Raw genomic sequence first — 19,247 nt, forward strand, 5'->3', positions numbered from 1 at the left:
CGTGAAGGGATCAAGCGCGCAGGCGCGTCGAAACGGATCGGTCGACTCCGGCCGTATCGTGGCTCGGTCCGCCGGGGCCTCCGAGCTTGGTCGCGATCAGCCAGAGCGCGTGGGGGTTGGTCGTGGCGTAGCGCCATAACAGGTGGCGAGGATTGGTCGCCAGGCGGTGCAACCATTCCAGGCCGGAGCGCTGCATCCAGCGCGGGGCTCGCGGATAATCCCCGGTGACATAGTTGAAGAGTCCGCCGCAGGTCACGAGCCAACCGCATTTCAGGCGGTCCCGGTGACGAAGACAGAAGGCCTGCTCCTTCGGCTTGCCGAGGCCCACCCAGACCACGTCCGGCGCGGCCGCGTTGATCTCCTCGACCACGGCGGCTTCCTCGTCCTCGCTGAAGTAGCCGTGCCGGTCGCCGACGATGTCCAGGCCCGGCGCCATGAGAGCCGAGCGCTCGGCGCACGCTCGCGCCACCCCGGGCCGGCCGCCGAGGAGATACATCCTCACCCTTCCGACCGCCGCCGGAAGCAGGCAGTCCAGATACACATCCGTCGTGGCCGAACGATCCGGAATGCCGCCCCCGCCCGTCAGGCGCGATGCGGCGACGATGACGCCGCCGTCGGCGTGGACGATGTCGGCCGCGTCCAGCGCCGCGCGGAACGCCCCGTCCTGGGCCGCCATGGAGATGGCGTGGCCGTTGACGTCGAACACCAGCCTGGGCGGCGCGTCCGCCCTCCTCAGGGCCGGCGCCTCGTTCAGCATGAGCTCGATCAGCTCGGCCCGAGAGATCAGAGCCGCCCGAACGCCGCCGACACGGACGTGGGGGACCGACGCGCCGCGTGCGGTTGCCCTGTCTTGGTGCGGTGACGGTTGGCCCCCCGCCGCGGAGCTCATCTCCGCCGCGGCGCTCCCGGACGCTGCGCTCATGTCATCCCCCGACGCGGAGCCCTCCGCCCGCGACGCGTTCAGCGTAACACCGGTAAATGACGGGGGCGAGACCTATGTTGCAGTGCACTCGCGCGCCGTCGGGCGCGTGGCGGCGGGTCCGCACAGAGCCTGATCGGCTTAGGGGGGTCGCTTCGCGATTCCGCTTGAGGCGCCGCTGGGCAGGTCACGCCACGGCGAGCCGGTCCGCAGCATATAGAAGATGCCGTTGATCACCCGCCGGCCGTCCACCCGAGCCCCCCGGGGGGCTGGTCGGGCAGCAGGGGCTTGATCAGGCGCCGCTCCACCTCGCTCAGATCGCATCGCGCCATGCCAAGGCTCCTTCCGGAATCCTTGAATCAGCGAGAGCCGGTCGCCGCAAGCTTTACGGGTTCAAAGCCTAGGCGCGCCGTGGCCGCATCACGATTGCCATGTTGCAACGCAGCACGTATGTCTGGCGCGGGAAGGGGGGCTTTCCATGCGCGTCGCCACGATCGGGACCGTCTGTGTGGGGCGGGCGCCCGGAGCCGGTTTCGCGGACGTCGGCCATGTCGTGACGTGCACGGACAAGGACGCGATCCACCTCGACCTGATTACCGGGCATGACATCGCCGACGCCGTAACCGTGTCGATGATCGCCGGCCTGCGCGCCGTCCGCCATCGGCGGCGGCTTCGTCCGAGGCCGTATCGGCGATCCATCCGTCGGGGGGAGCACTGTGGCTAACGCCAAACAAACACAGCCACGTGTCGTGGTCGTGACCGGATTCTACAACCGCGAGCGCTTGGTGGACCGCACTATCGAGTCTCTGGTCAACCAGTCCTACGAAAACTTTTCCATCATCGCGTTCAACGACGCATCGACGGACGGCACAGGCGATCGCCTCGAATATTATGCAGCATTGCACCCCGAACTTCTGAAGGTCGTGCATCACCCCGAACGGCTCGGCTTCACGCGGGGGATGATAGACGCAATCGCCTCTTCGGATAGCGATTTCATAGCCGTACACGGCTCTGGCGACGTCGCGTTACCGGATAGGATCTCTGCACAGGCGCGCGCCCTCTCGGATCGCCCGCAAATCTCTGTGGTCGGATCACACTATATAAATGTAGTCGAGGAGACGGGTCTAGAAAGAATCAGAATGCCGGACGCCGGAACTGTAACTTTCGAGAGCCTTCTCAAGAGTAATATATTCACCCATGGCGAGGTGATGATGCGGCGTTCGTCTTACGTCGCGGCCGGCGGATACAGACCTCATTTTGTGAACTGTCAAGACTTAGATCTGTGGCTCCGAATGATAAAGGTTGGACCTTTCTTCACCGTGCCAGCACCATTGTACAAGCGATACATAATTTTCGACGGGGTGAGTTACGATCCCAAGAAGGCCAAAATCCAGTGGAGGTACGCGATAGCCGCCGCCCGAATAGCGACAGCGGATAAGCTGGCTGCCGAGAACATGCTCTCGGTGTTGGCGCGTGATGGGGGAATATTTGAGTTGGTTCCTGACGACGACCCCGAGTTCCAGGCCTATGCGTTCAAGGCGTCATTGAGGCTGATTGCATGGGGGCGGACAGATCTCGTCAACGAGACGGCGGCTGTCTTGAACAGCGATCCACGCCGCTATCTGATCGCTGCCGCGTGCGGCCTGGCCGAGGCGAGGGCGACGCGCCTTTTGCTGGCGGCGGTACAAAGGGCCGTCGGCGTTGCGCGGACCGAGGCCCCGGCTCGTGGCGGCTAACCGGCCCTTTGTCTAAGCGCGCCAGGACTCGCCTGCGCGGCAGCGAGAATGAATATGGTGGTGATCAAGAGTTCCACCGTGTTCGGCTGCATGATGACGCGGCCGGAAAATCCGATCACGCAGATGGCGATCATTGCGACGAGCGTCCAAGCCACCTCCGGGCGCGTTCTCTCACGGAAAGACTTGATCGCTCTGACTGCGGCGGTGATCACGCCCATGGCGAAAGTGAGGAGGCCCAAAAGCCCGACGCCGAGCATAACATCGATATAGGAATTATGAGAATGCGAGGGAAGCCATCGCCAGCCAATTCCATACATATACCGGGGCATTCCTTCCGGTGACAGGTAGGCGGCCTGATAGCCGTGCCCCAGTATCGGTGATGTCGCCCAGAACTTTATCGCCGCCGGCCAAATGAGACCCCTGCCGGTAAGTGTCGTGTCTCGACCAAGCGCGTTCAATATACTGTCTGCGCTCGTCCAAACATAATACGTCGATATCGCGATCAACATCGCGTACAGAACCGAAGTCTGCCTCACGAAGACAGATCTAGAGGTGCACATTAATATAAGTATTGTGATAGATATTGTAATAGATATCGCAATCAGCGAGGTCCTGGAGGAGCTGCCCAGCAACATTATCACACAAAGTGCGGAGCCAATAAGCCAAGGCCACGGCCGTCGCGATGTAGCCGCAAGGTAAGCGGTTGTAATGAGTCCTAAAATTGTCGAGTATGCGGCCGGATTTTTGTGTGAGTATATACCGCGCCAGTTGCCCATGTTGTCGCCAATATTTTGCTTTCCGTAGAGTGGGAGAAAGTTGGCGAGAGCGATAGAGGCGATCGTCATCGCTACGAAGGCGATCCCAAATATAGAAATAAGATTACGCGACGGAAAGCGCGCCCACAGATACACGCCTGTTAATATGGTGCCAGCTAATGACACTGATCGGACAAATGAATCGCTAGGAGATATCGACCAGAACGTCGACAAAAATGCGATGAATACAAACAGTATCATCGGCCAAGCGGCGACCAGAACTTCTTTTGATATGATATTCATCCTAATCAGTCTGTATAGAGCGTAGGAATATATGATCCCGCTCGTTAGGCTATACGAAAACCCGCTCTCCGAGATGCCGCCCCGGTCTGTCGGGTCAACGCCGCCAAATATCCAGACCAGTCCACGGGCCATGAACACGATGATGATGACCGCGATTGCGGATTCGATCGGTGAGATCGAATGTGCGCGTCGGGTCGCGTGGGACGGTGTCACTTCGTCAACCTCTTAAGGGAGGGGTTCCTGCGCCTGTATCAGAGGCGGATGTCTTGATGTCGCCAGCATCCGCGGCGACGCGGGTGGTCCGAAAGCGCAACGTCGCGAACAGATAGACACCGGCGGCCATGCTGAATGAACATACCGAGGCCCAAGCCGCCCCGAGCGCTCCCGAACTCGGAACAAGGATATAGGCCAAGCTCGTGTTCATCAGAAGCGCGCCTCCTATCACCGCTGCGCTAAGCGTCGGCTTGCCCGACCCCGCCACCACGCTGTTCATGATCTTGACGAAGGCGGCCGGGGCCAGGCCGAGCGCGAGGACGCGGACGACCGGCACCGCCTCGGTATAGGCTTCCCCCAGCACCAGCGGCACCACGAGCGGTGCGGCCAAGGCGGCCGTAGCGCCAATGACAAGGAACATGCCCGACAACAGCAGGGCGGTCTTCAGCGTCGCTGCCATGTTGTTTTTGAGTGAGCCGGAGCGCGTGGCTTCGGAAAACAGCACAAGGCCGACGGCGGTGGCCAGTTCGAGCACGATCTCGACCCCGCGTTGGGCGGCGAAGAGGTGGCCGGCCGCTTCAGGCCCATCAACAGCGCTGAGCCAGAACACTCCGACCCTGCCTTGCAGCGTGATCAGGAACATGGAGGCGGCGAAGATCAAGCCATGACGAACCATTTCCAGGCCCTCGGCCAGAGGCAGCCGTAGCGGAGATGCGCCACGCAGAGCCAGCCAGGCTGTGAAGGGGATCAAGAGCAAAAAGCCGAGCGCGAAGCTCCACATGGCCGTCGCGACCGTCAGAAGCCCGGCTAGCCACAGGACAGCGATGAACGCCGACTGCAGCATACGCGGTCCCGCTTCGGCCACGGAGAAGTTGCGGATCTCGCCACGTCCCAGAAACACCCCCTGGACCAAGACGGTGAACAGGACGCCCGCCGCGGCCAAGGCCAGTGCAGTCTGCGGTCCGAAGGCGCCGGCGCCAGCCGTCAGATCGCCGAGAGCCTTCCCGTTGAACCAGAGGACAGCGCCTGCGCAAACCACCGCCGCCGGCGGCCAGAAGGCCAGCATCACACCCATGGCGTCGCCGTCGCTCATCCGCTTCTGACCGATCCGATGGGCGGCAGACTGACGCAAGCCGAGGTTGCCGACCTGACCGCTGAGGAAGACGGCTGACGTCAGCACCCCGTACGCGCCGAAGCCCGCCGGCGACAGCACCCGCGCCAGCAGCACGAAGGCGACCACCTGCGAGGCGTGTGTCAGCACTCGCGAGCCGAGGATGGTGAACGCTTTGAGCGCGAGAGTTTTCATGTCACGCCGTTTGCGGCGCGGCGTGGGCGGCCGCCGCCTCGTGCGCCGGGCGGACCCGGCCGTCGGGGGCGATGTGGCGCACCTCGGCATCCATCCAGAAGCCAGTCTGGTCATGAACCGTGGTGCGGATCAGGTGGATAAGCGACAGAATGTCGTCCGATCGGGCGTCGCCGAGATTGACGATGAAGTTGGCGTGAAGGGGGGAGCTCTGGGCCCCGCCGATCCGGCGGCCCTTCAGCCCGGCACGCTCAATCGCGGCCCCCGGCGGACCGATCACCTCATACATTCGCGGGTCGCTGAGGAAGACCGACCCGCAGTTGGGCTGGGCCTTGGGGAACTTCCGCCGACGCTCGCCCATGATGCTGATCATCTCGCGGCGCAGCGCGCCGCGCTCGGCCGCCTCGAAACGGAAGTCGGTCTCCAGCACGATCAGCCCGTCGTCCTGGAGGGTCGAGCCGCGATAGCGGAAGGCGCACTCCGCCCGGCTACGCGTGAACGGGGCCCCCCTCATGTCACAGCCGCGCACGTTGACCGTGCTGGAGCCCACGCCTTGACGGCGACTGCCGCCGTTCATCATCACCAGCCCCCCTAGCGTCCCAGGAATGCCGATGGCGTGCTCCAGGCCCTTCAGGCCGCGCTGGCCCAACAGGCGGACGAAGCGCGGGACCCAGATGCCGGCCTCGGCGGTGACCTCGAGGCCGTTGAAGCGGAGCGCCGACAGGGACGGGCCGATCCGAACCAGCACCCCATCGAAACCCTGATCGTCAAACAGGACGTTGGAGCCGTCCCCGATCACCAACCGGGGCAGGTCGGTGTCGGCGAGATACGAGAGGGTTGCGCGAACGCCTTCGGCGCTGCTCGGTTCGACCACCAGCCAGGCGCGCCCGCCCGTTCGCCAGCGGCCGTACTGGCGCAGATCGGCGTCCGCTGTGACGGCGCCGCCGGACAGGCGCATCAGGTCGCGGGCAAGGGCCGGGCGCCCCTCGGTCATTGCCTGACCGACGCCCCTAGGGTGGCGAGTTTGGCGTGGAGGGCGTCGTAGCCGCGTTCGATCTGCCAAGCGTCGTGGATGGTCGTCTCGCCGTCGGCGCACATCCCCAGCAGAGTCAGGGCCATGCCCGCGCGCAGGTCCAGCGCCGTGACGTCCGTCCCACTGACCGGCGCGCCGCCGTCGATGACCAGCACGCCATCCTCCACCGAGGTACGAACACCCATCCGGGCGAACTCGTCAGCATAGCCGTAGCGGCCGACGAACCGTAGGTCGATCAACTTTGAGCGGCCTTGCGCAAGGCAGGCATAGGCGCCGAACAGGGGCTGCATGTCCGAGTTGATGCCGGGGTAAGGGCCGGTGCTGATTTCAACCGGGAAGCATTCGCCTCCGCGCACGATCAGGGAGTCGTCGGTGCCTCGGTAAAACTTAGCTCCGCTTTCGCGCAGGAAGATCAGCGGCACCTCCAAGTGGTCGAACGGGAAATCTCGGATCTCGACATCCCCTGCCGTCATGACCGCGCCGATCATCCAGGTGATGGCTTCCATGTTGTCCGGCACGACTCGGTGCCGCGCACCGCCAAGTGCGTCGACGCCATGGACCTCTATGCTCTCCTGGCCGCGGACGGTGATGCGGGCGCCCATGCTGCGGAGCATGGCGATCAGATCGAGGATTTCCGGACGGACATGCGGGTTCCAGATGCGCGTCACGCCGTGCGCCAGCGTCCCGCACAGGATCGCGTTCTCGGTCGCGCCGGTCGAGCGTAGCGGAAGATGGATGTCCGTGCCCACGAGCCCGTTGGGGGCGTGGGCCCTGAGCATGCCGTCCTCGATGGTCACCTCGGCGCCGAGGGCGCGCAGCAGCATCTCGTGGATGTCGATCTTGCGGTCGCCCAGCTGGCATCCACCAGGCGCCGGCACCGCGCCCGAGCCCGTGCGGGCGACGAGGGCTCCCAGGATCAGCAGGGTGTTGCGGATGGAGCGGCCCTCCCAGACCAGCTCCGACGGCGGGGCGGTCCGCTGGCGGATGGTCAACGTCGAACCGGAAGTGACGCATTCCTTCCCCAGCGCCTCCAGCATCCCGACGTGGACGATGGCGTCGAGAAGGCCAGCGGGATAGTTGTTGAGCGTGATCTCGTCGCCCGTCAGTAGGGACGCCGCCAGCAGGCGCAGCACACTGTTCTTGGCTCCGCTGACGGTGACGCGACCTTCCAGCCGGCTCCTTGCGACCGTGAGCGTGCTGGTGGATCTGGCGGTAGCTGAGGCGAGTGCGGACATGTCAGATCGATCTTGCCGTTAGCCGGGGATGGGGAGCTTTGGACGCCATACGTTGAGCGAGGCAGGCGCGGGCCGTCATGACCGCCACCCCCGCCACCACTCCACGAACCGCCCCAGGCCGTCGGACAGCGGCACTTTCGGCGCATAGCCGGTCAGGGCGTGGAGCTTGGAGACGTCGGCGTAGGTGGCGGTGACGTCGCCGGGCTGCATGGGGCGCATCACCTTGACGGCCTCGCGGCCGAGGTGGCGCTCCAGGGTGGCGATCATCTCCATCAGGCCGACCGGCGCGCTGTCGCCGATGTTGTAGACCTCGTGGCCGCCCGGGGCCGGCGGGTGGTCCAGCACCCCGACCACCCCGTCGACGATGTCGTCGATGAAGGTGAAGTCGCGGGCCATCCTGCCCTCGCCGTACACCTCGATCGGCTCGCCGCGCATGATCTTTTCGGTGAAGCTGAAATAGGCCATGTCCGGCCGACCCCAGGGGCCATAGACGGTGAAGAAGCGCAGGCCCGACTGGGGGAAGCCGTAGAGGGCGGCGTAGCTCTGGCTCAGCAGCTCGCAGGCGCGCTTGGTGGCGGCGTAGAGCGACACCGGGCTGACCGTGGGGTCGTCCTCGCGGAAGCCGCCGGCCCCGCCCGTGACCGCCAGCGGCCGGTCGCCATAGACCGAGCTGGAAGAGGCGTAGACCAGATGCTCGACCTCGGAGTGGCGGCAGGCCTCCAGCACCGACAGGTGACCGGCCAGGTTGGAGCGCTCGTAGGCGAAGGGATTCTCCAGCGAGTAGCGGACCCCCGCCTGCGCGGCTAGGTGCACCACCCGGCGCGCGCCGCTGTCGGCGGTCAACGTGCGCAAGGCGGCGTGGTCGGCGATGTCCATCCGCACCATGCGGAAACCGGGCCGGCCCTCCAGTCGTCCGGCGCGGGCCTCTTTCAAGGCCGGGTCGTAGTAGGCGTTGAATTCATCGACGCCGATAACCGTCTCGCCCCGCGCGAGCAGCCGCTCCGCCACGTGCAGGCCGACGAACCCCGCCGCCCCCGTGAGGATCACCGGCCCGGTGTTGCGCCCACCCACACTCGCCCCCGCTCATACCCCTGATACGCGGCATAGCGCGCGGCGGGCGCCAGCGACAATCAAAATTTGTGCGGCGCCGCAATCGGACCCGGGCCGAGAGGCCCCTGTCGGCTTGTGCGAGCGCGCGTCTAGATCGGCGTCCGGCGCGCGTCGAACCAAGCCCTCAGCCGCGACAGGGTGGGCAGCAGCCCCTCGAGCTCGGCCGGGGTGAAGGCCTCGCCCAATTGGGCCAGGGTCGGGGCCAGGGACATGATGGCCGCCTCGCGCGCGCCGCGTCCGGCCTCGGTCAGGTGCACGCGCTTGGAACGGCCGTCCCGCGCGTCCGGGCGAAGCTCGACCAGGCCGCGCGCCTCCAGCCTCTGGAGGGTGTGGGTCATCGTCGCCTTGGACACCTGAAAAGCGCGGGCCAGCTCCGCCGGCGTCTTCCCGTCCCCCAGCCGCACGCCGTTGTTCAGCACCGTGAATCCCGCCAGCGACAGCCCGTCCGGCAACAGGCGTTCGAACAGGTTGCCGGACAGCTGGGCCACGATGCCGATCTCGTTCAGCACCTTGAAGCCGGAAGGGTCGCCGGGCGGATGGGTCACGACACCAGATGCTCCTCGAGGCCGCGACGGGGGGCCGGCGGCACGACCTTGCCGTATCCGGCGCGGGCCAGCATCTGCAAGCGTTCGCCGGGCCGGACCCCGACCAGGGCGTCGACGCGCCGCTTGAACTCGGCGACCTCGGCGTACTCCTGCAGGCCCTGACTGACCGGGTGGACGGCCACGCCCCCCGCGTCCGCCGCTAGGTTCATCCGCGCCCAGGCGCGACCGGCGTTCAGCTGGGTCGCGCGATCGTTGCCCTCGCTGATCAGCCACACGAAGGCGGGGCTGCTGTCGGCCAGCCCGCGATACATGGACTTGCCCTGTTCGTGCGCCATCGTGCCGGGTTTGCGGATCTGGTCGCGGGACATCAGCCCCACCGCCGCCATCGCCTCGACCATGGGACCGCCGATGTCGATCCCGTCGCGATGGCGCGCGATCTCCTCGCGGCCGATCCGCATCAGTTCGATCGATTCCTCGAAGGCGGCCGGGGTCACGATCTCCGTCACATAGGCGCCGCTGACGAGGTCGCGCAGGGCCGACAGACGCCCGTCGGCGACGACGCCTGAGCGGAAGCCGGGCGCGGCGCCCTCGGCCAGCATCCTGCGCGCGGCGGCGGTATCGAGCGGGCGGGCGGGATCATAGGCCGCCTTGTTCGAGCGCCGGGTGAGGATGCGGGCGGCCAGGGGATCGGTCGCCCCGCCCTTGCCGAAGGTGAAGCGCGCCACCGGTCGATCGTCCAGACGCGGCACGCCGCCGCCGTCCGGAAACGGCTCGACCGTCACCGAGCGCCCGCGCAGAGTCGCGGCGAGGCAGGTCAGCTCCACAAAGGCGCCGCAACCGATGACGATCTGGCGGTCGAAGGGGTCGGTCACGGGCAACAGCCGTTCGCGATCGACATGGAGAACCGCCTGGTCCGCGCCCTGGAGCTCGATCAGCCACGGCTGCCGGTTGTGGGGATTGGGGGCCAGGATGCCGTGGGCGAGGGCGAACAGCCGGTCGTCGTCCTGACCGGCGCCCGGCTGGTTCCAGGCGGCGACCGGATCCGGCAGGCCCGCCGACGGCGCACAGGCGGCTTGGGCCAGCAGCGGCGCGGCGAGCACGCCGCCGCCCATGATGCGAATGAAATCCCGACGCGCGACCATTTCGACCTCCAATAGTTCGATATCGAACAAGATAGTCGTTAGACATCGAACGAGTCAAGACTCTCAGCGAAGGTCAGGGATGCCGCGGTTGGCCAGGGCGTCAGCGCGTTCGTTCAGTCGGTGCCCCGCGTGGCCCTTGACCCAGCGCCAGCGGACGTCGTGGCGCGCGCGGGCCGCGTCCAGCCGCTTCCACAGGTCGTCGTTCTTGACCGGCTTCTTGTCGGCCGTCTTCCACCCGCGCGCCTTCCAGCCGCCGATCCATTCGGTGATCCCCTGCATCACATATTTGCTGTCGGTGTGCAGCTCGACCCTGCACGGACGGGTCAGCGCCTCCAGCGCCTGGATCGCCGCCATCAGCTCCATGCGGTTGTTGGTGGTCAGGGGTTCCCCACCCCACAACTCCTTCTCGTGGCCGCCCGCCGTCTGGAGGATCGCGCCCCAGCCGCCGGGGCCGGGATTGCCCTTGCAGGCGCCGTCGGTGTGGATGATGACGTGGGTCAGGCCGGAACTCATGGGGCGTGACTACAGCGTCCCTTGGCGCGCCGCCATCGGCTGGCCTATATGCGGGGCGAGAGACATCGCGGGCGAAGGTCGTCCGTCTGAGGAGAGTTCGCCATGGGCGCCATGAGCATCTGGCACTGGGCCATCGTCGTCGTCGTCGTGCTGTTGCTCTTCGGCGGGAGGGGCAAGCTGTCCGGGCTGATGGGCGACGCCGCCAAGGGCATCCGCGCCTTCCGCGACGGCCTGAAGGGCGAGGACGACAAGGGCCCGGCGGACGGCGTCAGCTCGCTGCCGCGCACCGACGCGGAAAAGGAAGACCTGAAGCGCTGATCCGGCGCGCGACTCCAGCGGAAAAGACCCTGAACCCATGGGCGGCCTGGGCCCCGGCATCGGCGGCTTTGAAATCCTCGTCATCGGCCTCGTCGCCCTGATCGTCGTCGGGCCGAAGGACCTGCCCCTGCTCATGCGTCGGGTGGGGCAGTTCATGGCGCGCGCCCGGGCCATGGCCAGCGAGTTCCGCGCCAGCTTCGACGAGATGGCGCGCCAGTCGGAACTCGACGACCTGCGCAAGGAGGTCGAGGCGCTCCGGCGCGGGCAGGGGATGGTCCCTCTGGGGGCCGAGGCCGAAGCGGCCTTTCGCGACATCAGAAGCGACCTTCAGCGGCCGCTGGACGCGCCGCAGCCGCTGCTGACCACGCCTGAGGGCGACGTCCCGCCCCAGCCCCAGCCCCCCGCCGTCGCCGTGGCCGATCCCGAACCGGCCGCGGCGCCGGCGAAGCCCGCGCGTCGCGCCGGCGCCCGCCAGGCCAAGCCCAGGACGCCGGCCAAGGCCGGCGCCAAGCCGCGCAGGAGCCCGGCGAAGTCATGAGCCGTACCGACCGGGACGAGGCCGAGATCGAGGCGTCGCGCGCGCCGCTCATGGATCACCTGATCGAGCTGCGTGGGCGGCTGATCGTCTGCGTCGTCGCCTTCGTCATCGGCTTCATCGGCTGCTTCGCCTTCTCGGAGCCGATCTACATTTTCCTGGTGAAGCCGTTCGCGGCGGCGGCGGCCTTCCACCAGGCGGCGGGCGGCGGGCATTCTGCCGTATCCCCGCTGGATCTGATCCTGGCCACGGCGGGCCTGCGGGCCATCCCCGCCGTCGACGGCCAGACGGTGAACCTGATCTACACGGCGCCGCTCGAGATCCTCTTCACCAAGATGAAGCTGGCGGGCTTCGGGGCCGTCTTCGTGGCGTTTCCGGTGCTGGCCTGGCAGCTCTATCGCTTCGTCGCCCCCGGTCTGTATCGCAACGAGCGCGGGGCCTTCCTGCCGTTCCTGATCACCTCGCCCTTGCTCTTCCTGCTGGGCGCGGCGCTGGTCTATTTCGTCATGCTGCCGTTCGTGATGTGGTTCTCGCTGAGTCAGCAGATCGTCGGCGGCGGCGTGTCGGCCGAGCTCCTGCCGCGCGTCTCGGACTATCTGAACCTGGTGACCGCGCTGCTGCTCGCGTTCGGACTCTGCTTCCAGTTGCCGGTCGTCATGACCCTGCTGGGGCTGGCGGGAATCATCTCGTCGCGGGTCATGGCCGAGGGCCGCCGCTACGCCATCGTCGCCGTGGTGGTGGTCGCCGCCGTCGTCACCCCGCCGGACCCGATCAGCCAGCTGATGCTCGCCATCCCCCTGGTGCTGCTCTACGAAATCTCGATCTGGTGCGTCCGGCTGATCGAGATGCGGCGCAGGCGGGAGGATGAGGCGGAGGGGCTGGCCGGGGTCTGATTCGGCCCGACATCGCGTTGTCGCACGGGTCTTCGGCCCGCCAACGTCCGCCCGCTGAGATTCCCGCGCCCGAAACGAGAAAGCCCCGGGCGGCGGACCGTCCGGGGCTCTTCCTATCCGCCGATCTGACCGATCAGCAGCTGTAGTACATGTCGAACTCGACCGGGTGCGGGTGCAGCTGCAGCCGCGCCACCTCTTCCATCTTCAGCTCGATGTAGCTGTCGATGAAGTCGTCATCCATGACGCCGCCCTTCTTGAGGAAGGCCCGGTCCTTGTCGAGGTTCTCGAGCGCCTCACGCAGCGAACCGCAGACCTCGGGGATGTTGCCGCGTTCTTCCGGCGGCAGGTCGTAGAGGTTCTTGTCGGCCGCCGCGCCCGGATCGATGCGGTTCTCGATGCCGTCCAGGCCCGCCATCAGCAGGGCCACGAAGGTCAGATAGGGGTTGCCCATCGGGTCGGGGAAGCGCGCCTCGATGCGCTTGGCCTTCGGGCTGTGCACCCACGGGATCCGGATCGAGGCCGAGCGGTTGCGCGACGAATAGGCCAGCTTCACCGGCGCCTCATAGCCCGGCACCAGGCGCTTGTAGCTGTTGGTGGTCGAGTTGGAGAAGGCGTTGATCGCCTTGGCGTGCTTGATGATCCCGCCGATGTACCACAGGCAGGTGTCCGACAGGCCGGCGTACTTGTCGCCCGCGAACAGGGGCTTGCCGTCCTTCCAGATCGACTGGTGCACGTGCATGCCCGAGCCGTTGTCGGCGAACATCGGCTTGGCCATGAAGGTCGCCGACTTGCCGTAGGCGGCCGCCACGTTGTGGATGACGTACTTATAGAGCTGCAGCCGGTCGGCCATGGTCAGCAGGTCGGAGAACTTCAGGCCCAGCTCGTGCTGCGCCGGCGCCACCTCGTGGTGGTGCTTTTCCGGGTCCAGCCCCAGGTCCTTCATGACCGCCAGCATCTCGCCGCGCAGGTCCTGGCCGGAGTCGACCGGGTTGACCGGGAAATAGCCGCCCTTGGGCCCCGGGCGGTGGCCCATGTTGCCCTCGGTGTATTCCGCACCGGTGTTGGCCGGCAGCTCGGTCGAGTCGTAGGCGTAGAAGGTGTTGTGCGGCTGGGTGGACCAGCGCACGTCGTCGAAGACGAAGAACTCGGCTTCCGGGCCGAAGTAGACCGCGTCGCCCACGCCGGAGGCCTGGACATAGGCCAGCGCCTTCTTGGCCATCGAGCGGCTGTCGCGGTTGTAGGGCTCGCCGGTGTCGGGGTTCAGGACGTCGCAGAACAGGAACAGCGTCGTCTGCTGGTAGAAGGGATCCACGTAGGCGGTCTTCAGATCCGGCTTCAGCAGCATGTCGGACTCGTTGATCGCCTTCCAGCCGGCGATCGAGGAGCCGTCGAACATCGTGCCCTCGTTCAGGAAATCCTCGTCCACCAAGTCGATGTCGAAGGTGACGTGCTGCAGCTTGCCGCGCGTGTCGGTGAAGCGGAGATCGACGTACTTGACGTCCTTATCCTTGATCTCTTTGAGGATCTTGTCGGCGGCGCTCATTCTCGAGGTCCTGTTCTTGGGGGAGGCTTAAGGAGAAAAGCCGCCCGCGGACCGGACGGCTTCGGGGAGGAGAGGGTCAGACCGCCTGGGCGCCGGTCTCGCCGGTGCGGATGCGGATGACGTCGGCGACGTCGGAGACGAAGATCTTGCCGTCGCCGATCTTGCCGGTGCGGGCGGCCGTCTGGATCGCCTCGACCACCGCCGGCGCCAGGTCGTCGGGAACCACGACCTCCAGTTTGATCTTCGGCAGGAAGTCGATGACGTATTCGGCGCCCCGATAGAGCTCGGAGTGACCCTTCTGGCGGCCGTAACCCTTGGCTTCGAGCACCGTCATGCCCTGCACGCCGATGTCCTGAAGCGCCTCCTTCACCTCGTCGAGCTTGAAAGGCTTGATGACGGCTTCGATCTTCTTCATGGCGGCCCCGATGCCCTGCGCCAGCGGCGTTTGGTTCGGGTAGCAAAGGGACATTGCATTGCAGCATAACGCAAGAGCCTTTTGCAAAATCGCCATGTTCGTGGACGGACGGAGATCGGCATGACCGAGACGAACGGGCCGGCGTTGTGGGCCTCGGCCCTGCCGCGCCCCACGGCGGAGACGCACAAGCACAGCCGGGGCCGGTTGGGCGTCGTGTCCGGACCGCCGCTCAGGACCGGCGCGGCGCGGCTGGCGGCGCGGGCCGGGCTGAGGATCGGGGCGGGGTTGGTGAAAGTCTTCTGCCCGCCGGACGCCGCCATGGTGCTGGCCCCCGCGCTGGAGGCCGTCATGCTGGACGTCTTCAACGATCCGCTGGACCTGGAGCGCCTGAGCGAGCCGATGGACGCCGTGGTCATAGGGCCCGCCGCGGGGGTCGACGAGGCCACGGTGCTGAACATCGCCGCGCTGGAGCGCACCGGCGCGGCGCTGGTGCTCGACGCGGACGCCCTCACGGTGTTCCAGGGGCGGGTGGACCAGCTGGCGCTGGGGCTCGACCGGGATGATGTGGCCACCCCGCACGCCGGGGAGTTCGAAAGGTTGTTCCCAGGCTTGCTGGCGCAGAAGGGGCGGGAGGACGCCGCGCGCCAGGCCGCCGACGTCCTAGGCTGTATCGTCGTGCTGAAGGGCGATCGGACGGTGATCGCCGCGCCGGACGGCCGGGTGCGCATCAATGACGGGGCCGCGCCATGGCTGGCGACCGCCGGCAGCGGCGACGTCCTGGCCGGCATGATCGGCGGCCTGCTGGCCCAGTCGATGGACAGCTTTGAGGCGGCGTCCGCCGCCGTGTGGCTGCATGCCGAGGCCGCCCGGCGCTTCGGGCCCGGGCTCATCGCCGAGGACCTGCCAGACCGGTTGCCCCCGCTGATCGCGCAACGGCTGGACGCCGCGCCCGGCGACGCCTAGAGCGGACGCCACGCGGATGTGGCGGAACTGGTAGACGCACTGGATTTAGGTTCCAGCGCCGCGAGGCGTGGAGGTTCGAGTCCTCTCATCCGCACCATTATTTTGGCGCTACCGCTCGCGACGCGGTCGCTCGCTGCTTCAGCGCGTGGTGGGGCGCTACGGCTCGGCTCGCGGAGCCTCGCTGCTGAGCTCGGGATTCTGGCGCTACCGCTCGCGACGCGGTCGCTCGCTGCTTCAGCGCGTGGTGGGGCGCTACGGCTCGGCTCGCGGAGCCTCGCTGCTGAGCTCGGGATTCTGGCGCTACCGCTCGCGACGCGGTCGCTCGCTGTCTGAGCGCGTACAAAGAAAAAGGCCCGGGATCGCTCCCGGGCCTTTGGTTCGAGGCTATGGATGCGCCTCAGTCTTCCTTGACGTTGTCCACGTGTCCGCCCAGCGCCTGACCGGGCGTCGCCAGGGCGCTGTCGTCGGTGATGTCGATGCCCTTCGCCAGCTTCGAATGCCAGAAGCCGTAGGCGGCGTAGAGCACGGCGCCGATGGCGGCGTAGCCGCCGAGCAGCATCAGCGGCAGGGGATTGTCCTCGGCCGCGTGCTGGAACATCGGCACGAGGTTGTTGTAGGCGAGGAACAGGCACGCCGCGATGCCGGCCACCGCCGTCGGGATGCCGCCAGGCACGCGGAACGGGCGCGGCATCTCCGGGTGGCGCACACGCAGCACGATGACGCTGAGGCAGACGATCGAGAAGGCTGTCGCCGTGCCCAGCGACACCAGGTCGCCCAGGATCGAGATGGGCAGGAAGGCCGCCGCGACGGCGATCAGGATGCCCAGGACGATGGTGCCGATCCAGGGGGTGCGGAAGCGCGGGTGAACGACGGCGAAGGCCTTGGGCAGCAGCCCGTCGCGCGCCATCGTGTAGAAGACGCGGGTCTGGCCGTAGCACAGGACGAGCATCACGGAGGACAGGCCGGTGATGGCGCCGATCTTGATCAGGAAGCTGATCAGGTTCAGCGGGCTGCCGTCCGGCGTGATGATGCCGGTGTCGGCCCATTCCAGCCCCATCCGGTCGATCGCGACGGCGATCGGCGCCGGCGACGCCAGCTCCAGGTAGGGCACCACGCCGGTCATGACGGCCGCGACGGCCATGTAGATCAGGGTGCAGACGAAGAGCGCGCCCAGGATGCCGATGGGCACGTCCTTGGACGGGTTCTTCGCCTCGGCCGCGGCGGTGGAGACCGCCTCGAAGCCGACGTAGGCGAAGAAGATGATGGCCGCGCCGCGGAAGATGCCCTCGACGCCGAACTGGCCTGGCCCCTGGTTCTCCGGGATGAAGGGCGTCCAGTTGGCCGGGTTCACATAGGTGATCCCCACGGCGATGAAGGTCAGCAGGACGACGATCTTGATGACGACGATCGCGTTGTTGATGTTCGCCGACTCCGAGACGCCCAGCACCAGCAGGCCGCAAACCGCGGCGATTCCGATGGCGGCGACCAGGTTGAAGGTGCCTGTGGCCGGGAAGCTGGTCGCGCCCGCCTCCTGCACGAGCTGCACCAGCGGCGTGGCCCACTGGGGACCTTCGCCGCCCGCGTACTGGATCGTCGGGAAGATCTGCTGACTTATCCCGAAGTCCGACAGGATCGAGACGACATAGCCCGACCAGCCGACGGCGACCGTCGAGGCCGCCACGCCGTATTCGAGAACCAGCAGCCAGCCCATGATCCAGGCGAAAACCTCACCCAGCGTGCCGTACGCATAGGTGTAGGCTGAACCGGACACGGGCATGGTCGAGGCCAGCTCGGCGTAGCACAGGCCGGCCAGGGCGCAGGCGATGCCCGCGACCACGAAGGACAGCATGATCGCGGGGCCGGCGTTGGCCGACGCCACCTGGCCGGTCAGGACGAAGATGCCGGCGCCGATGATGGCGCCGATGCCCAGGCTCATGAGGTTGATGGGGCCCAGCGTCCGCTTCAGCTCGCTCTTGGCGGCCTCTTTCTGGATCTGCGCGATGGATTTTCTGAGGAACAGTCGGTTCCCCTTGGGCCTAAGGCCTTCTGCGGACATAGAGTCTCGCCCCTGTAGTACGCGACCGACCCCTCCCGGGCGGCCTCCAAGCGCGCGGACGCTAGACGCGCGCCGGGCGCCGCGCAATCGGATTGCAGAGCGATAAAATCCACACGACGAAACTGTGACCGTATGTGTGGCCGGCAAGGCGCCCCGACCCGGCGGCGTCTTGCCGGCGAGGGGTGGCCTGGACCGCCGGAAGTCCTTTAGGATCGCGCCAAGAGAACTAGGATGCGGCCGCGATCCGACGGCTCGTGCGACCGCCGAGGGGAAACGATATGGCCGGGCCGACATCGACAGCAGGACGTGCGCAATGGTCGTCGAAGGCGGCCTTCATCTTGGCGGCGACGGGATCCGCCGTCGGCCTGGGCAACCTGTGGCGATTCCCGACCGAGGCGGGAAACAACGGCGGCGGCGCCTTTGTGATGCTGTACGTGCTGTGCGTCGTGCTGATCGCCCTGCCGCTGCTGCTGGCTGAAAGCCTGATCGGTCGCCACGGACAGAAATCGACGATCGGCAGCGCCGTGCAGTTGGCGCGCCAGTCGCGGGCCAGCCCGGCGTGGAGCCTGATGGCGGTCATCGGCCTGATCGCCAACACCGCGATCCTGACATTCTACTGCGTGGTCGCCGGCTGGGTTGTTTACTTCATCGGCGTCAGCGGTGCCGACCTCGTCGGCGCCGCGTCGGCGGGCGAGCCGCTGAGGGGGGCCTTCGCGGAGCGCTCGACCGATCAGATCCGAGAGATCATGCCCACCCTGTTCGCCGATCCGGCCCTACTGGTCGGGCTCCAACTCGCCTTCGTCGCCACCACGGTGTGGATCGTAGCGCGCGGGGTCAAAGGCGGCATCGAAAAGGCCGCTACCTGGCTGATGCCGGCGTTCTTCCTTCTGCTGATCGGGATCACCGTCTATGCGGCGCTGACGGGCGACTTCGCGGCGGCGGCGACCTTCCTGTTCACCCCGGACTTCGAACGCGCGCTGAATCCGGCGGTGCTCAGCTCGGCGCTGGGTCAGGCGTTCTTCTCTCTCAGCCTCGGCGGCGGCGCCATGATCGCCTACGGAGCCTATGCCTCGCGGGACACGAACCTCGGCCAGACATCCGGCGTCATCGCCTTCGCCGACACCGGCGTGGCGATCATCGCGGGCCTGGCGATCTTCCCGATCGTGTTCAGCGTCGGCCTATCCCCGGACGCGGGCCCCACCCTGATGTTCCAGACCCTGCCGGCCGCGTTCCACGTCATGCCGGGCGGGGCGCTGGTCGGGCTGGCCTTCTTCGTGCTTGCCTTCTTCGCGGCCCTGACCTCGTCGGTGTCCCTGCTGGAGATCTCGGTCGGCTGGATCACCGAGAAGTTCGGGGCCTCACGCGTGATGGCGTCGGTCGGTGTGGGTGTTCTGGTGTTTCTCGTCGGGCTGTTGTCGGCGCTGTCGTTCAACCTCTTGGCGGACCAGAGGCCGATCCCCTTCGTGCCCGGGTTCGAGAACGCCAATTGGTTCGACGCCATCGACGGTGTGACCGGGCGTCTGCTGCTGCCGCTGTCAGGACTGATCACAGCCGTCTTCATCGGCTGGGTGGCGGACCGGAAGCTCGTCGACGCGGAGACCGGCCTGTCGGGAGCCGGGCTGGCGGCCTGGCGGTTCCTGATCGCCTGGCTGTGTCCCCTGGCGGTGACGGCGATCCTGGTGCTGGGCCTGTTCCCGCAGATTCTGGGCTGAGCCGC

19 protein-coding genes, 1 tRNA gene and 1 pseudogene are annotated in these 19,247 nt (G+C 66.9%); 8 read left to right on the forward strand and 13 right to left on the reverse strand.

The features are described from left to right. Positions 1-10 precede the first annotated feature (10 nt). The gene (locus ACFFGE_RS01075; RefSeq protein WP_512700091.1) at positions 11-922 is read right to left on the reverse strand and encodes a WecB/TagA/CpsF family glycosyltransferase; all 912 of its coding nucleotides are present in this window, start codon (positions 920-922) and stop codon (positions 11-13) included. A 177-nt stretch (positions 923-1,099) separates the two neighbouring features. Then, positions 1,100-1,251 (reverse strand): annotated as a pseudogene (locus tag ACFFGE_RS01080) (transposase); the annotation flags it as partial. Between the two features lie 146 nt (positions 1,252-1,397). On the opposite strand from ACFFGE_RS01080, the gene ACFFGE_RS01085 reads away from it, so the two are divergent. Further along, positions 1,398-1,643, forward strand: a complete 246-nt coding sequence (locus tag ACFFGE_RS01085; RefSeq protein ID WP_376833454.1) for a hypothetical protein — start codon at positions 1,398-1,400, stop codon at positions 1,641-1,643. A gap of 25 nt (positions 1,644-1,668) precedes the next feature. Then, positions 1,669-2,655 carry a glycosyltransferase family 2 protein gene (locus ACFFGE_RS01090; protein ID WP_376833456.1) on the forward strand — a complete coding sequence of 329 codons (987 nt, stop codon included), beginning with the start codon at positions 1,669-1,671 and terminating at the stop codon, positions 2,653-2,655. Here ACFFGE_RS01090 and ACFFGE_RS01095 read toward each other — a convergent pair. From ACFFGE_RS01095 to rnhA, 8 genes are all read right to left on the reverse strand, one after another. Further along, the gene (locus tag ACFFGE_RS01095) at positions 2,652-3,926 is read right to left on the reverse strand and encodes an O-antigen ligase family protein (RefSeq protein ID WP_376833459.1); all 1,275 of its coding nucleotides are present in this window, start codon (positions 3,924-3,926) and stop codon (positions 2,652-2,654) included. The genes ACFFGE_RS01090 and ACFFGE_RS01095 overlap by 4 nt on opposite strands. A gap of 4 nt (positions 3,927-3,930) precedes the next feature. Beyond that, on the reverse strand, positions 3,931-5,232 hold the full coding sequence (locus ACFFGE_RS01100) for a lipopolysaccharide biosynthesis protein (RefSeq protein ID WP_376833461.1): 1,302 nt from the start codon (positions 5,230-5,232) through the stop codon (positions 3,931-3,933). Position 5,233: 1 nt separating this feature from the next. Further along, positions 5,234-6,223 carry a UDP-N-acetylmuramate dehydrogenase gene (gene murB / locus ACFFGE_RS01105; protein WP_376833463.1) on the reverse strand — a complete coding sequence of 330 codons (990 nt, stop codon included), beginning with the start codon at positions 6,221-6,223 and terminating at the stop codon, positions 5,234-5,236. Continuing rightward, a complete protein-coding gene (locus tag ACFFGE_RS01110; protein WP_376833465.1) occupies positions 6,220-7,497 on the reverse strand; it encodes a UDP-N-acetylglucosamine 1-carboxyvinyltransferase in 1,278 nt (425 codons plus the stop codon). The genes murB and ACFFGE_RS01110 overlap by 4 nt, the downstream gene beginning before the upstream one ends. 75 nt (positions 7,498-7,572) lie before the next feature. Next, positions 7,573-8,568, reverse strand: coding sequence for an NAD-dependent epimerase/dehydratase family protein (locus ACFFGE_RS01115; protein ID WP_376833467.1), 996 nt, complete (start codon positions 8,566-8,568; stop codon positions 7,573-7,575). Positions 8,569-8,696: 128 nt separating this feature from the next. Continuing rightward, positions 8,697-9,152: a MarR family winged helix-turn-helix transcriptional regulator gene (locus ACFFGE_RS01120; protein ID WP_376833469.1), complete on the reverse strand. Its 456-nt coding sequence runs from the start codon at positions 9,150-9,152 to the stop codon at positions 8,697-8,699. Continuing rightward, on the reverse strand, positions 9,149-10,294 hold the full coding sequence (locus ACFFGE_RS01125; RefSeq protein WP_376833471.1) for an Acg family FMN-binding oxidoreductase: 1,146 nt from the start codon (positions 10,292-10,294) through the stop codon (positions 9,149-9,151). Before ACFFGE_RS01125 ends, ACFFGE_RS01120 begins: the two co-directional genes overlap by 4 nt. Before the next feature lie 63 nt (positions 10,295-10,357). Beyond that, on the reverse strand, positions 10,358-10,807 hold the full coding sequence (rnhA, locus tag ACFFGE_RS01130; RefSeq protein ID WP_376833473.1) for a ribonuclease HI: 450 nt from the start codon (positions 10,805-10,807) through the stop codon (positions 10,358-10,360). A 102-nt stretch (positions 10,808-10,909) separates the two neighbouring features. Here rnhA and ACFFGE_RS01135 point away from each other — a divergent pair, with 102 nt between their 5' ends. Genes ACFFGE_RS01135 through tatC form a run of 3 tightly spaced genes read left to right on the forward strand, consistent with a single transcriptional unit; the run spans position 10,910 to position 12,553 of the window. Next, entirely contained in the window at positions 10,910-11,125 is a 216-nt protein-coding gene (locus ACFFGE_RS01135) for a twin-arginine translocase TatA/TatE family subunit (protein ID WP_376833475.1), read from the forward strand. Positions 11,126-11,171: 46 nt separating this feature from the next. Then, complete coding sequence (gene tatB / locus ACFFGE_RS01140) at positions 11,172-11,663, forward strand: Sec-independent protein translocase protein TatB (protein WP_376835156.1); 492 nt, start codon at positions 11,172-11,174, stop codon at positions 11,661-11,663. Next, a complete protein-coding gene (tatC, locus tag ACFFGE_RS01145) occupies positions 11,660-12,553 on the forward strand; it encodes a twin-arginine translocase subunit TatC (RefSeq protein WP_376833477.1) in 894 nt (297 codons plus the stop codon). Before tatB ends, tatC begins: the two co-directional genes overlap by 4 nt. 133 nt (positions 12,554-12,686) lie before the next feature. Here tatC and glnA read toward each other — a convergent pair whose 3' ends face one another. Together glnA and ACFFGE_RS01155 are read right to left on the reverse strand one after the other, a co-directional pair. Next, positions 12,687-14,096, reverse strand: a complete 1,410-nt coding sequence (glnA, locus tag ACFFGE_RS01150) for a type I glutamate--ammonia ligase (RefSeq protein ID WP_376833479.1) — start codon at positions 14,094-14,096, stop codon at positions 12,687-12,689. Positions 14,097-14,172: 76 nt separating this feature from the next. Further along, complete coding sequence (locus ACFFGE_RS01155; RefSeq protein ID WP_376835158.1) at positions 14,173-14,511, reverse strand: P-II family nitrogen regulator; 339 nt, start codon at positions 14,509-14,511, stop codon at positions 14,173-14,175. A 120-nt stretch (positions 14,512-14,631) separates the two neighbouring features. Between ACFFGE_RS01155 and ACFFGE_RS01160 the strand changes: the two genes are divergently transcribed. Then, complete coding sequence (locus tag ACFFGE_RS01160; protein WP_376833482.1) at positions 14,632-15,474, forward strand: NAD(P)H-hydrate dehydratase; 843 nt, start codon at positions 14,632-14,634, stop codon at positions 15,472-15,474. A 12-nt stretch (positions 15,475-15,486) separates the two neighbouring features. After that, a tRNA-Leu gene (locus ACFFGE_RS01165) sits at positions 15,487-15,571 on the forward strand. A gap of 300 nt (positions 15,572-15,871) precedes the next feature. Here the strand turns inward: ACFFGE_RS01165 and ACFFGE_RS01170 are convergent. Continuing rightward, entirely contained in the window at positions 15,872-17,530 is a 1,659-nt protein-coding gene (locus ACFFGE_RS01170) for an amino acid permease (RefSeq protein ID WP_376833484.1), read from the reverse strand. Between the two features lie 278 nt (positions 17,531-17,808). On the opposite strand from ACFFGE_RS01170, the gene ACFFGE_RS01175 reads away from it, so the two are divergent. Next, positions 17,809-19,242: a sodium-dependent transporter gene (locus ACFFGE_RS01175; protein ID WP_376833486.1), complete on the forward strand. Its 1,434-nt coding sequence runs from the start codon at positions 17,809-17,811 to the stop codon at positions 19,240-19,242. Positions 19,243-19,247 lie beyond the last annotated feature (5 nt).

It is taken from the genome of Brevundimonas balnearis (assembly GCF_042434805.1).
Taxonomy (GTDB): domain Bacteria; phylum Pseudomonadota; class Alphaproteobacteria; order Caulobacterales; family Caulobacteraceae; genus Brevundimonas; species Brevundimonas balnearis.

Excerpts from the sequence above, each read along its gene's own strand:
- ACFFGE_RS01100 (WP_376833461.1), bottom strand. The coding sequence starts at position 5,232 with ATGAAAACTCTCGCGCTCAAAGCGTTCACCATCCTCGGCTCGCGAGTG.
- murB (WP_376833463.1), bottom strand. The coding sequence starts at position 6,223 with ATGACCGAGGGGCGCCCGGCCCTTGCCCGCGACCTGATGCGCCTGTCC.
- ACFFGE_RS01110 (WP_376833465.1), bottom strand. The coding sequence starts at position 7,497 with ATGTCCGCACTCGCCTCAGCTACCGCCAGATCCACCAGCACGCTCACG.
- ACFFGE_RS01125 (WP_376833471.1), bottom strand. The coding sequence starts at position 10,294 with ATGGTCGCGCGTCGGGATTTCATTCGCATCATGGGCGGCGGCGTGCTC.
- ACFFGE_RS01075 (WP_512700091.1), bottom strand. The coding sequence starts at position 922 with ATGAGCGCAGCGTCCGGGAGCGCCGCGGCGGAGATGAGCTCCGCGGCG.
- ACFFGE_RS01085 (WP_376833454.1), top strand. The coding sequence starts at position 1,398 with ATGCGCGTCGCCACGATCGGGACCGTCTGTGTGGGGCGGGCGCCCGGA.
- ACFFGE_RS01135 (WP_376833475.1), top strand. The coding sequence starts at position 10,910 with ATGGGCGCCATGAGCATCTGGCACTGGGCCATCGTCGTCGTCGTCGTG.
- ACFFGE_RS01170 (WP_376833484.1), bottom strand. The coding sequence starts at position 17,530 with ATGTCCGCAGAAGGCCTTAGGCCCAAGGGGAACCGACTGTTCCTCAGA.
- tatC (WP_376833477.1), top strand. The coding sequence starts at position 11,660 with ATGAGCCGTACCGACCGGGACGAGGCCGAGATCGAGGCGTCGCGCGCG.
- ACFFGE_RS01155 (WP_376835158.1), bottom strand. The coding sequence starts at position 14,511 with ATGAAGAAGATCGAAGCCGTCATCAAGCCTTTCAAGCTCGACGAGGTG.
- glnA (WP_376833479.1), bottom strand. The coding sequence starts at position 14,096 with ATGAGCGCCGCCGACAAGATCCTCAAAGAGATCAAGGATAAGGACGTC.
- rnhA (WP_376833473.1), bottom strand. The coding sequence starts at position 10,807 with ATGAGTTCCGGCCTGACCCACGTCATCATCCACACCGACGGCGCCTGC.
- ACFFGE_RS01160 (WP_376833482.1), top strand. The coding sequence starts at position 14,632 with ATGACCGAGACGAACGGGCCGGCGTTGTGGGCCTCGGCCCTGCCGCGC.
- ACFFGE_RS01175 (WP_376833486.1), top strand. The coding sequence starts at position 17,809 with ATGGCCGGGCCGACATCGACAGCAGGACGTGCGCAATGGTCGTCGAAG.